Source organism: Staphylococcus sp. HMSC06C11 (assembly GCF_001808345.1).
GTDB lineage: Bacteria > Bacillota > Bacilli > Staphylococcales > Staphylococcaceae > Staphylococcus > Staphylococcus capitis.
This window is the reverse complement of sequence record NZ_KV793038.1, coordinates 315534-328161: the sequence shown is the minus strand read 5'-3', so window position 1 is coordinate 328161 and position 12628 is coordinate 315534. Positions and strand designations below refer to the sequence as shown.

Here is a 12628-nt window from a genome sequence, read left to right as displayed (position 1 = left end):
AAGGGAGTGGTTGAGAATGAAATTTGCAGTAATTGGCCATCCGATTTCTCATTCTTTATCACCTATAATGCATAGTGCTAACTTTTCAAATTTAAGTTTAAATTACACCTATGAACCACTAGACATTCCTATTGACGAATTCCACTTACTTAGAGACACCATTACTGAAAAGAAACTTAGTGGATTTAATGTCACTATCCCTCATAAAGAGCGGATAATACCTTACCTAGACGAGGTAGATGAGCAATCTAAAACAGTTGGTGCGGTAAATACTGTTTTAATTAGAGATGGTAAGTGGATAGGCTATAATACAGATGGTATAGGTTATGTAACTGGCTTAAAACAAATTTATGATGATTTAAAGAATGCTTATATACTCATTTTAGGTGCTGGTGGTGCAAGTAAAGGAATTGCTAACGAATTAACTAAATTTGTTGAACCTAAATTAACAATTGCTAATCGTACAATGTCAAGATTTGAAGATTGGAATTTAGATATTAATGCTATTTCTCTAAATGACGCTGAGAAGTATTTGGATGAATTTGATATCGTTATTAATACAACACCTGCTGGAATGGATAAAAACAATGATAGTGTGATAAATCTAAGAAATTTATCTCCTCATACGTTAGTAAGTGATATAGTGTACATTCCTTATAAGACTCCAATCTTATTAGAAGCTGAAAGTAAAGGTAACCCCATTTATAATGGTTTAGATATGTTTGTGTATCAAGGTGCTGAAAGCTTTAAAATTTGGACAGGAGAACAACCTAATATTCAAATCATGAAAAATACTGTATTAGATAAATTAAAAGGAGATTTATAATGTTAACTGGAAAACAAAAGAGATACTTACGTAGTTTAGCTCATAATACTGATCCAACTTTCCAAATAGGTAAAGGTGGAATTAACGAAAATATGATTTCTCAAATTGATGAAACCTTAGAGAAAAGAGAACTCATTAAAATACATGTTTTACAAAATAATTTTGATGATAAAAATGAATTAGCTAATGAACTTAGTCATGCAACTAAAAGTGAATTAGTACAAGTAATCGGGTCAATGATTGTACTTTATAAAGAATCTCAAGAAAATAAAGACATCGTTTTACCCTAATGTCTAAAAAGATTGTATTATACGGCGGTCAATTTAACCCGATTCATACCGCTCATATGGTGGTAGCTAGCGAGGTGTTCCATGAATTACAACCTGATGAATTTTATTTCTTACCTAGTTACATGGCTCCGTTGAAAGAACATGAAGATTTCCTTGATGCTTCTTATCGTATGAAGATGATTGAATTTGTCATTGAGGAATTAGGTTTTGGAAAAATTTGTACTAGTGAATTAGATAGAAAAGGACAAAGCTATACTTTTGACACGTTGTCTGAAATAAAGCGTAACAATCCTAAAGATGAATTTTATTTTGTAATAGGAACTGATCAATATGAGCAGCTTGATAAGTGGTTTAAAATTGACGAATTAAAAAAGTTGATCACCTTCGTTATAGTTAATCGTGAGTCAGATTATCAAAGTGTCGAAACTGGTATGATATCGGTTAAAATACCTCGTATTGATATTAGTTCAACAATGATTCGAGACCGTGTTAAAAATCATAAATCTATACAAGCACTCGTCCCTAATAAAGTGGAGGACTATATTGAGGAGGAAGGACTTTATGGAAATTAGTGAAGCTAAAAAGCTAGTGAAAGAAAAGTTGCCCGAGAAGCGTTATAATCACTCGCTTAGAGTTGCTGAGACAGCTGTAAAATTAGCAGAAATATATGATGGAGATAAAGATAAAGCAGAATTAGCTGGTGTTTTACATGACTATTGTAAGTATGATGATTTAAGTTCAATGTACCAAATTGTTAGACAATGTGAATTAGAGAGTGACTTACTTAGTTATGGAAGTGAAATATTACATGGACCTGTTTGCGCTGCAATCATGGAACATGATTATCACATTGAAGATGAAGAGGTTTTACTAGCTATAAAATATCATACAACTGGGCGTCAGCAAATGACTAAAACAGAAAAGCTTATTTTTATTGCTGATTATATTGAACCTGGTAGAAAAACCCCAGGAGTTGAAGAAATTAGAGATATGGCATACAATCAAGGTAGCTTAGATAAAACAATTTATGAAATTTCTAAGCAAACAGTTTTATTTTTAATCGGTAAAGACATTACGGTATATGGCGCTACGATTGCATGCTTGAATTATTATAATTATAGTGACGAAAGAATAAAGGATGATTAAATGAGTTCAGAAGAATTATTAAATATTGCTGTCGAAGCGACAGAAAACAAAAAAGCAGAAGATGTAATTTCTCTTAATATGCAAGGTATCAGCGATATGACTGATTACTTTGTTGTGTGTCATGGTAACAATGAGCGACAAGTACAATCCATTGCAAGAGCTGTTAAAGAAGCTGTTCATGAGCAAGGTATTGATGTTAAACGTATGGAAGGTTATAACGACGCAAGATGGGTATTAATTGATTTAGCTAATGTTGTGGTTCATATTTTCCATAAGGATGAGCGAAATTATTATAATATCGAGAAATTATATCAAGATGCTCCGTATGAGTCATATGGTCAGGTTGCTTATTAAAATATGAGTCAATACGAAGATATGAGTATGGTCTATGACCAGCTAACTCAAGATCAACCATATGATGCTTGGTTCAATATAGTTCAAACCTTTTCAAAGAGAGAATCTAATGACATTCTAGATTTAGGTTGCGGTACAGGAAATTTAACACATATGTTGGTTCCATTAGGCAATGTTATCGGAATGGATTTAAGTGTTGATATGTTAACTATCGCTAATCAAAAATCTAATGAAGTTAGATGGTTAGAAGGAGATATGACAAGTTTTAAGTTGAACCAAAAATTCAATATCATTACAATATTTTGTGATTCACTGAATTATTTATCTTCAAGTAAAGAAGTTAAAGAAACCTTTAATAAAGTTTACCAGCATTTAACTGATGATGGAGTATTTCTATTTGATGTGCATACTGTACATAAGATGAATACTTTATTTAATAATCAAAGTTATATTGATGAAACCGAAAATGTCTTCTTAGGTTGGGAAGCAATTCAAGGTAATGAACCATTAAGTGTTTATCATGAAATGACTTTTTTCATTCAAAATAATGGAAGTTATCGACGCTTTGACGAATCCCATTATCAACGCACATATGAAGAAGATGTTTATAAACGGTTACTCAATGAGGCTGGCTTTAAAGAAGTTAAAACTTTCACCGATTTTGATTTTAATCAAAAAGAAGAAGATGCTGATCGATTATTTTTCGTTGTAAAAAAATAGATTATGAAATAAATAGAAGTAAAATCACTCGTTCATACGTTATTAAGTGTGAAGGGGTGATTTTTTTGTTTAACAAAGGTAATAAGTATATTGAATTTATTATTAAATGGAAAATTTATTTAATTATAGGTCTAGTAGTTTTAGCAATGGTAGTTTTAAGTCTATTTAATCATTATGAAGACAATAGCAAAGAGGATGAATTTAACAAAGAGATTAATAGCAAGCAGGTTAATTCTAAGAGATATAGTTCAACTAACAAAGATAATAATGAAAAAGAAAAACAATCTCAAAGAGGAAACAACAATGAAAAAATTTTTATAGATATTAAAGGCGCAGTAGAACATCCAAATGTTTATCAGATGACAAACACTGAAAGAGTCATAGATGCAATTAATAAAGCTAAACCTTATAAGGATGCAGACTTATCACAAATAAACTTATCTGAAAGGTTAATAGATCAAAAGCTAATTTATGTTCCCAAAAAGGGAGAACACAGTCAATATAATACGGTAAATAATATTTCAAATAATAATATCAATCAAAATGAGGGAAATAAACAAATTAATTTGAATAATGCCACTGAAACGGATTTAAAAAGCATTCCAGGCGTCGGGCCTTCTAAAGCAAGAGAAATAATTAATTATAGAGAGCAAAATGGAGGGTTCAAGAATATAGAAGATTTGAAAAAATTAAAGGATTTGGCGAAAAAACATTTGAGAAACTTAAAGAACATCTTGTTGTTTAACTGGTCAATGATTGCATTTATAATTATAAATGATTAAGCTATAAATGTTGATTGTTATTCAAGATAAGGAGGCACCTTTACATGGAACGAATTAAATGGGAAGAATATTTTATGGCTCAAAGTCATTTACTTGCTTTGAGATCAACATGTCAGAGACTATCTGTAGGAGCTACTATTGTTAAAGATAATCGAATTATAGCAGGAGGCTACAATGGTTCAGTTGCCGGTGAAGTTCACTGCATAGATGAAGGTTGCCTAATAGAAGATGGACATTGTATCAGAACAATTCATGCAGAAATGAATGCATTACTTCAGTGTGCTAAACAAGGCGTTTCAACAGAAGGAGCGACAATATATGTTACACATTTCCCTTGTTTAAATTGTACTAAATCTATTATTCAAGCAGGGATTAAAACAATTTATTATGCTGAAGATTACCACAATCATAATTATGCGATTAAGTTACTAAATCAATCTGGTATTGAATATAAAAAAATTCCATTTACACCGGAATATGTAGCTCAATATTTAACACAGGGGTAATCAATGATATACATAGCACTATCATTTTTAGTAGGGATACTTTGGATGAATTTCAAAGTTATCTCTATCTCTTTATTTTTCCTTTTAATCTTATTAATCTTCATCAAAAAACTTAAACTTCCAATAATCATACTTATTGTTGTGTGTCCTTTCTTTTCAAATTATATTACACAAACATATAACCAACGTGTTGACCATGAACAACGCATACTAATGTATAATCCCAAAGTTAATGATTACGTAAAATTTAAAACACTTAAAGTTCAAAATAATTTTATTACTGGAATATTAGTTTATAAAGGTAAAAATTATAATTTCTTTTATAATAACAATAATAAGACAAACATTACCTCCCTCAAACATCACACTTGTAGTATAAATGGGGAATTCAAGTTTGATAAAGTTCCTCCATCAATTACACTGAATGAAATCCACACTAATTCATGTACTTATAATGATAGGTTTAAATTCATTTATTTCCATCAAGACTATATAATCGATAAGATTCAACATTCAGGTGTAAAATATCCAAATCGAATTTTAGCACTGATTACAGGTAATCCATTATTAATCAATGCTGATTATAGAGATAAAGTGAAGGATATAGGTATATATCATTTACTAGCAGTGAGTGGGACTCATGTAGCAGCAATTATACTTCTCATTCATCAACTTTTAGTGAGATTTAACACGCCACTTGTCATTATTAAAACAATGATTATTAATGTTTTAGTACTATACGCTGTTTATACTGACTTTGTTCCTAGCGCAGTAAGAGCAATTTCAATCGCAATATTAGTTTTAATCCTTCCTAAAAGATTCAGAAAATCTTCTATTGATTTGATTTCTATCATATTTATTATGATGTTTATAAGCAATCCAGGTTATGTTTATAATATAGGTTTTCAATTTTCTTTCTTAATTTGCTTTTTTATTTTACTATCACAACCTTATTTAAAAAAATTAACTTCATTTCAAAGCATAATAGCCATTACATGTATAGCTCAATATAGTTCTATTATTATAAGTACATATCATTTTAATCAATTTCAATGGATTGGTTTCCTCTCGAATTTAGTTTTTGTGCCTTTCTACAGTTTCATACTTTTTCCTTCAATAATTTGCTTTTTTATTATGACTCACATTGTATCAAATTTTGAAATTCTAAATGTTTACATGAATAAAATTTATGAAATACATGATTTATTACTCCACTTCTTTTTGAAATTTAATAATTATAAGTGGTTTATACCTTCTTTAAGCGAAATTTATCTACTAATATTGTTAATAAATATATTGATTGCTTATTATTTATTAGTGTACAAAAAGATTTTTAAATCCCTAATATACTTTTTAATTACCTTAATAATAATATCTACATTGAGTAAACCTTCAAACGCAGAGTTAACAATTTTTGATGTAGGCCAGGGGGATAGCATACTTTTCAAAAGTAATACAAATAAAACTGTATTAATAGATACTGGAGGGAAAGGAGAAGAAAACTTTGAATTTAAACATCATAATATTGCTAAATACAAAATTCTCCCAAGTTTGAAGCGAAGAGGTATTACTACGATTGATTATTTAATTATTACTCATCCACATGCGGATCATATGGGGGAACTTCCTTATATCATAGACCATGTTAAAATTAAAAATTTAATATTAAACAGTGATGGTTTTCCTAAGCATTTATTAAATCAAGTTCACAACGAATGCAAGAAAAAAAGGATAAATATAATTGAAGCTAAAAATATACCTCAAATAAAGATTGATGATACTGAATTAGAAATTTACGATACATTTATATCCTCAAGTTCCGATAAAAATGAGTATTCAATCATTACATTAATAAAATATAACAATAGAAATATTTTACTCATGGGTGATGCCACTAAAAACAATGAGGATATTTTATTGAAGAAATATCATTTGCCTACAATAGATATTTTAAAAGTAGGACATCATGGTAGTCGAACAAGTAGCTCTGAAGAATTTATTAAGAAAATTCAACCAAGGTTAAGTTTGATTTCAAGTGGAAAACATAATAAATATAAATTACCTAATGACGAAGTTATTGAACGTTTAAAGAGATATGGAAGCTTAGTGTATGACACGCAACAAAACGGTGAAATGACGATTAATTTAGATAAACACCATTTAAATGTGATGAATGTTAAAGATCATCTAAAAACTATCGCTAGAGAAGTCACTCAATAAAATGATATAATTTAAAAGTATGAGATATAGAGGAAGGATGCACTTATGAGCGACAATATCGTAACTATCTATGGCGAAGTACCTGAGCTTGTCGAGAAGAAAAGTTCAGAAATAGTTAATAATTATCTCGGGCAAGAAAAAGATGATTTTAACTACGTTAAATTTAATATGTATGAAAATGATCTAACGCCCATCATTGAAGAAACATTAACTATGCCTTTTTTTTCTGATAAAAAAGCAATTGTAGTAAAAAATGCATACATATTTACAGGTGAAAAAGGTGCAAAGGAACTCAATCATAATCCAGAGCAGTTAATAGAATTTATAGAAAAATATGACGGGGATAATCTGATTCTTTTTGAGCTTTATCAAAATAAGTTAGATGAACGTAAAAAATTAACAAAATCACTTAAAAAAAATGCGCAACTCAAAAAAGTTGAACAAATGTCTGAAGAAGAAATAAAAAAATGGATTCAAAATAAATTACACGAAAATTATAAAGATATTAAACAAGATGCTTTAAATCTATTTATTGAACTAACAGGTATTAATTTCAACATTGTTTCACAGGAGCTTTCGAAACTTATGCTGTATATAGGAGATAGACCTACAGTTAATAAAGATGATGTTAATCAAATTATAAATAGAAGCTTAGAGCAAAACGTTTTTCTTTTAACTGAATATATTCAAAAAGGAAAAAAAGATAAGGCTATACAATTATTGAATGACTTAATTACTATGAAAGAGGAACCTATAAAACTTTTAGCTTTAATAACTAGTAATTATAGATTATATTATCAATCTAAGATTTTAGAACAAAAAGGGTACAGTGGCCAGCAGATTGCGAAGACAGTTAGTGCGCATCCGTATAGAGTGAAACTTGCTCTAAACCAAGCACGATACTATCAATTAAATGATTTATTAAACATTATTGATTCATGTGCAGAAACCGATTATAAATTAAAATCTTCTTATATGGACAAACAGTTAATTTTAGAATTATTAATTTTATCTTTATAGATTAATGATTAAACAAAAAAGATCAAGCACTATGCTTGATCTTTTTTAATAAACTGAATTATTTGTTAGCTGTCATAAGTTGAGATTTAATACGATCAGCTTTGTTTGAGTGAATTAAGTTGCTTTGAGCAGCTTTATCAACTTGTTTAATTGCAAAACTTAATAATTCATTTTTGTTTTCAGCATCAGTAGAGATAGCTGTTTTAGCGCGTTTAACTGCTGTACGCATTGCATTCTTTTTAGAGATATTACGTGCTTCAGCTGTTTCAGTTGTTCTAACACGTTTAACTGCAGATTTAATGTTTGGCATTTCTGTCACCTCCTAAAAGTGAGCTTAACTTATCAAAATTTATTTGATTACAACAAGAAATATTTTATCAAATGTCTTACCTTTGTGCAATCATTTATTTATGCGTAATATTAATCATGTTTAGTAACTTTAACTATTGGAAAGTGTGTTTTAACTATATATAATTAAAATTGTTAGGGTAAATAAATATTAATAGAAAATGAAAACTTAAGCTCTTAGATAGAGTGTTTGCAATTACCCTCTAAAAACGTTATCATATCAAAGATGTATACATATATCGGGTTAATATTATGAAAGTGAGAAGGATAAGATGGATAAGCAAGAACGCTATAATAGAAGAGAAAATATCAGAAATTTCTCTATCATTGCACACATAGATCATGGGAAATCAACGTTAGCGGATAGAATCCTTGAAAATACAAAATCAGTTGAAACACGTGAAATGCAAGATCAACTACTTGATTCCATGGACCTTGAAAGAGAACGCGGTATTACTATAAAGTTAAATGCTGTTCGTTTGAAATATGATGCTAAAGATGGTCAAACATATACTTTCCATCTTATAGATACACCAGGACATGTCGACTTTACATATGAAGTGTCGCGTTCATTAGCTGCATGTGAAGGCGCGATTTTAGTTGTAGATGCCGCTCAAGGTATTGAAGCTCAAACTTTAGCAAATGTATATTTAGCTCTTGATAATGACTTAGAGTTATTACCAGTTGTTAACAAAATTGATTTACCTGCAGCTGAACCTGAAAGAGTTAAACAAGAATTAGAGGATGTTATTGGTTTAGACCAAGATGATGTAGTACTCGCTAGTGCCAAATCAAATATCGGTATAGAAGAAATTTTAGAAAAAATAGTAGAAGTTGTACCAGCTCCTGATGGAGATCCTGATGCACCTTTAAAAGCTCTAATATTTGATTCAGAGTATGATCCTTATAGAGGCGTTATCTCATCTATTAGAATCATTGATGGTGTAGTTAAAGCTGGGGATAAGATTAAAATGATGGCTACAGGAAAAGAATTTGAAGTGACAGAAGTAGGCATTAATACACCTAAACAACTTCCAGTTGAGGAATTAACAGTAGGAGACGTAGGATATATCATTGCAAGTATTAAAAATGTAGATGATTCACGTGTAGGTGATACTATCACATTAGCTAATCGTCCTGCAGATAAGCCACTCAAAGGTTATAAAAAAATGAATCCAATGGTTTATTGTGGTCTATTCCCAATAGATAATAAAGATTACAATGATTTACGTGAAGCGTTAGAAAAATTACAACTCAATGATGCTTCACTCGATTTTGAGCCTGAGTCATCACAAGCATTAGGGTTCGGATATAGAACTGGTTTCTTAGGCATGTTGCATATGGAAATTATTCAAGAAAGAATTGAGAGAGAGTTCGGTATTGAATTAATTGCAACGGCTCCTTCAGTTATATACGAATGTATTTTAAAGGATGGAACTGAAGTTACTGTTGACAATCCAGCTCAGATGCCAGAAAGAGACAAAATAGAACATATTTATGAACCATTTGTAAGAGCTACAATGATGGTACCTAATGATTATGTTGGTGCAGTGATGGAACTATGCCAACGTAAGCGAGGTCAATTTGTAAATATGGATTATTTAGATGATATAAGAGTAAATATTGTTTATGAAATTCCATTATCTGAAGTTGTGTTTGACTTCTTTGACCAACTTAAGTCTAATACTAAAGGTTATGCTTCATTTGATTATGAATTCATTGAAAATAAAGAAAGTAATCTAGTTAAAATGGATATCTTACTTAATGGAGATAAAGTGGATGCCTTAAGTTTCATCGTCCATAGAGATTTTGCATATGAAAGAGGTAAAGCACTTGTTGAAAAATTAAAAACACTTATACCTAGACAACAGTTCGAAGTACCTGTTCAAGCAGCTATAGGTCAAAAAATTATAGCCCGTACAAATATTAAATCTATGGGTAAAAATGTTTTATCTAAATGTTATGGTGGCGATATTAGTCGTAAACGTAAGCTTTTAGAAAAACAAAAAGCAGGTAAAGCAAAAATGAAAGCTGTAGGAAATGTTGAAATTCCTCAAGATGCTTTCCTAGCTGTGCTTAAAATGGAAGATGAATAGTTTATAATAATTTAAATAACATTGAAGCGGGATGTTGAAATCGTTGTATAAAGAAATTGATTTCACTTCCGCTCTTTTTACGTTAGTGAATGGGGGGATTTTTTGACAGTTAAAAGTGCTTATATACATATACCATTTTGTGTAAGAATCTGTACTTATTGTGATTTTAATAAGTATTTTATAGATAAGCAGCCAGTAGATGAATATTTAGATGCGCTCATTAAAGAAATGCAAGTTGAAAATAATAGAAAGCTTGAGACAATGTATGTTGGCGGAGGGACACCCACTGCATTGAATATTGTACAACTTGAAAAACTACTAAAAGCTATTAATAACACGTTTACTATTCATGGAGAATATTCATTTGAAGCTAATCCCGATGAATTAACTTATGAGAAAGTAGCACTTTTAAAAAAATATGGTGTTAATAGAATTTCGATGGGAGTACAAACGTTTAAGCCGGAGTTGTTAGAAATTCTTGGACGAACTCATAAAACTAATGATATCTATAGCGCTGTAAACAACGCTCGCAAGGCAGGTATTAATTCAATTAGCCTTGATTTAATGTATCATTTACCACAGCAATCATTAGAAGATTTTAAACAAAGTTTAGAATTAGCTTTAGAAATGGATATTGATCATATTTCGAGCTATGGTCTTATTCTTGAACCAAAAACTCAATTTTACAACATGTATAGAAAAGGACATTTAAAGCTTCCTAATGAGGATTTAGGGGCAGATATGTACCAATATTTGATGAAACGATTAGAGGATTCTAATTTAAATCAGTATGAGATTTCTAATTTCGGGAAAAAAGGTCACGAATCAACTCATAACAAAGTCTATTGGCTTAATGAAGAATATTATGGTTTTGGTGCAGGAGCAAGTGGTTATGTGGATGGTGTAAGATATACCAATCTCAATCCAGTTAATCATTATATTAAAGCTATTTATAACAATGAGGAACCTATACTTACAAAGAACACCCCAACTTTTGAAGAGAGAATGGAAGAGGAGATGTTTCTTGGCTTAAGAATGAACCAAGGTGTTAGCATATCGAGATTTAAGAGAAAATTTGGTATAAATATTGAAGAGGTATTTGGTCAAACAATTACGGATTTAATAAATAGAAATTTATTAGAAAATAAATGCGGTTATATATCATTAACTGAACGTGGTAAAGTCATTGGGAATGAGGTTTTCGAGGCTTTTTTACTCAACGTATAAAAAATTTGATATTTTAATGCTTTAACATTGACTTACTTTGACCTTTTTGATAAATTATAATTAGCACTTGAGAGAAAAGAGTGCTAATGAGGTGAAAACATGATTACAGAAAGACAATTAAGCATTCTTAATGCAATTGTTGAAGATTATGTTGATTTTGGACAACCGATTGGTTCTAAAACATTAATTCACCGACATAATTTAGAGGTAAGCCCAGCAACTATTAGAAATGAAATGAAACAGCTTGAAGATATGAACTTCATTGAGAAGACGCATACTTCATCTGGCAGGACTCCCTCAGAATTAGGTTTTAGATATTATGTCAATCGTTTATTAGAACAAACATCTCATCAAAATCAAAACAAAATTCAACGTTTAAATCAATTATTGATTGAGAATCACTATGATATTTCTACAGCATTGACATACTTCGCTAATGAACTATCTATGAAATCTCAATATGCTACGTTGGTTGTACGTCCAAATCACAATCAAGATATTATTAATAATATTCATTTGATTCAAGCCAATAGTCATTTGGTTATATTAGTTATGGTCTTTTCATCCGGACATGTCGAAAATATTCATGTTGTAACTCAAATACAACTTAATCATCTCAATCTAAACAGAATAGCTAACTTTTTAACTGTCCATTTCAATAAACATAACCAAGATATGCAACACGAGATTAAAAGTTTTGTCAATTCTAGTGATGAACAAGAGTTAGTAAATGAGATGATTGAATTAATTAATATTCATATTAATAATCAAAGTAATAGCATTTACATGGGTGGAAAGGTTAAACTTATTGATGCGTTAAACGAAACTAACGTATCATCGATTCAACCTATATTGCAGTACATTGAATCAAATAGAATAACTGAACTTTTAGATGATATTTCTACTTCTCAAATCAATGTTCGAATAGGAAAGGAAATTGATGAGAGCTTAAGTGATATCTCCATAGTTACTAGTCAGTATCATGTTGATGAATCACTTAAAGGACAAATTGCGGTCATAGGACCAACTGCGATGCATTATCAAAATGTAATTCAATTACTCAACCAAATATGGTAGTAATTAGAATTGTATT

General features: G+C 30.1%; 13 protein-coding genes and 1 pseudogene. 13 read left to right on the top strand and 1 reads right to left on the bottom strand.

What is annotated here, in order from left to right; all coding sequences use genetic code 11:
* Nucleotides 1-16: 16 nt before the first annotated feature.
* The 10 genes and pseudogenes from aroE to holA all read left to right on the top strand — a co-directional run bounded on the left by aroE (nucleotide 17) and on the right by holA (nucleotide 7864).
* Entirely contained in the window at nucleotides 17-826 is an 810-nt protein-coding gene (gene aroE / locus HMPREF3154_RS05005) for a shikimate dehydrogenase (protein WP_023350173.1), read from the top strand.
* Nucleotides 826-1116: a ribosome assembly RNA-binding protein YhbY gene (yhbY, locus tag HMPREF3154_RS05000; RefSeq protein ID WP_023350174.1), complete on the top strand. Its 291-nt coding sequence runs from the start codon at nucleotides 826-828 to the stop codon at nucleotides 1114-1116. Before aroE ends, yhbY begins: the two co-directional genes overlap by 1 nt.
* Nucleotides 1116-1688, top strand: a complete 573-nt coding sequence (locus tag HMPREF3154_RS04995) for a nicotinate-nucleotide adenylyltransferase (protein ID WP_023350175.1) — start codon at nucleotides 1116-1118, stop codon at nucleotides 1686-1688. The genes yhbY and HMPREF3154_RS04995 overlap by 1 nt, the downstream gene beginning before the upstream one ends.
* The gene (gene yqeK, locus HMPREF3154_RS04990; protein WP_070474421.1) at nucleotides 1678-2262 is read left to right on the top strand and encodes a bis(5'-nucleosyl)-tetraphosphatase (symmetrical) YqeK; all 585 of its coding nucleotides are present in this window, start codon (nucleotides 1678-1680) and stop codon (nucleotides 2260-2262) included. Before HMPREF3154_RS04995 ends, yqeK begins: the two co-directional genes overlap by 11 nt.
* Complete coding sequence (gene rsfS, locus HMPREF3154_RS04985) at nucleotides 2263-2616, top strand: ribosome silencing factor (RefSeq protein ID WP_002436550.1); 354 nt, start codon at nucleotides 2263-2265, stop codon at nucleotides 2614-2616. It abuts the gene before it with no gap.
* A 3-nt stretch (nucleotides 2617-2619) separates the two neighbouring features.
* A complete protein-coding gene (locus HMPREF3154_RS04980; RefSeq protein ID WP_023350176.1) occupies nucleotides 2620-3336 on the top strand; it encodes a class I SAM-dependent DNA methyltransferase in 717 nt (238 codons plus the stop codon).
* 65 nt (nucleotides 3337-3401) lie between these two features.
* Nucleotides 3402-4081, top strand: a pseudogene (locus tag HMPREF3154_RS04975) (helix-hairpin-helix domain-containing protein).
* A gap of 81 nt (nucleotides 4082-4162) precedes the next feature.
* Nucleotides 4163-4624, top strand: coding sequence for a ComE operon protein 2 (locus HMPREF3154_RS04970; RefSeq protein ID WP_002436740.1), 462 nt, complete (start codon nucleotides 4163-4165; stop codon nucleotides 4622-4624).
* A gap of 3 nt (nucleotides 4625-4627) precedes the next feature.
* Nucleotides 4628-6844, top strand: a complete 2217-nt coding sequence (locus tag HMPREF3154_RS04965; protein WP_023350178.1) for a DNA internalization-related competence protein ComEC/Rec2 — start codon at nucleotides 4628-4630, stop codon at nucleotides 6842-6844.
* 45 nt (nucleotides 6845-6889) lie between these two features.
* On the top strand, nucleotides 6890-7864 hold the full coding sequence (gene holA, locus HMPREF3154_RS04960; protein ID WP_023350179.1) for a DNA polymerase III subunit delta: 975 nt from the start codon (nucleotides 6890-6892) through the stop codon (nucleotides 7862-7864).
* Nucleotides 7865-7922: 58 nt separating this feature from the next.
* On the opposite strand, the gene rpsT is transcribed toward holA, so the two are convergent.
* A complete protein-coding gene (gene rpsT, locus HMPREF3154_RS04955) occupies nucleotides 7923-8174 on the bottom strand; it encodes a 30S ribosomal protein S20 (RefSeq protein ID WP_002436569.1) in 252 nt (83 codons plus the stop codon).
* Nucleotides 8175-8484: 310 nt separating this feature from the next.
* On the opposite strand from rpsT, the gene lepA reads away from it, so the two are divergent.
* From lepA to hrcA, 3 genes are all read left to right on the top strand, one after another.
* On the top strand, nucleotides 8485-10308 hold the full coding sequence (gene lepA, locus HMPREF3154_RS04950) for a translation elongation factor 4 (RefSeq protein WP_002436542.1): 1824 nt from the start codon (nucleotides 8485-8487) through the stop codon (nucleotides 10306-10308).
* Between the two features lie 102 nt (nucleotides 10309-10410).
* Nucleotides 10411-11535, top strand: coding sequence for a radical SAM family heme chaperone HemW (gene hemW, locus HMPREF3154_RS04945; RefSeq protein ID WP_002453365.1), 1125 nt, complete (start codon nucleotides 10411-10413; stop codon nucleotides 11533-11535).
* 99 nt (nucleotides 11536-11634) lie between these two features.
* A complete protein-coding gene (hrcA, locus tag HMPREF3154_RS04940; protein ID WP_002453364.1) occupies nucleotides 11635-12612 on the top strand; it encodes a heat-inducible transcriptional repressor HrcA in 978 nt (325 codons plus the stop codon).
* Nucleotides 12613-12628 lie beyond the last annotated feature (16 nt).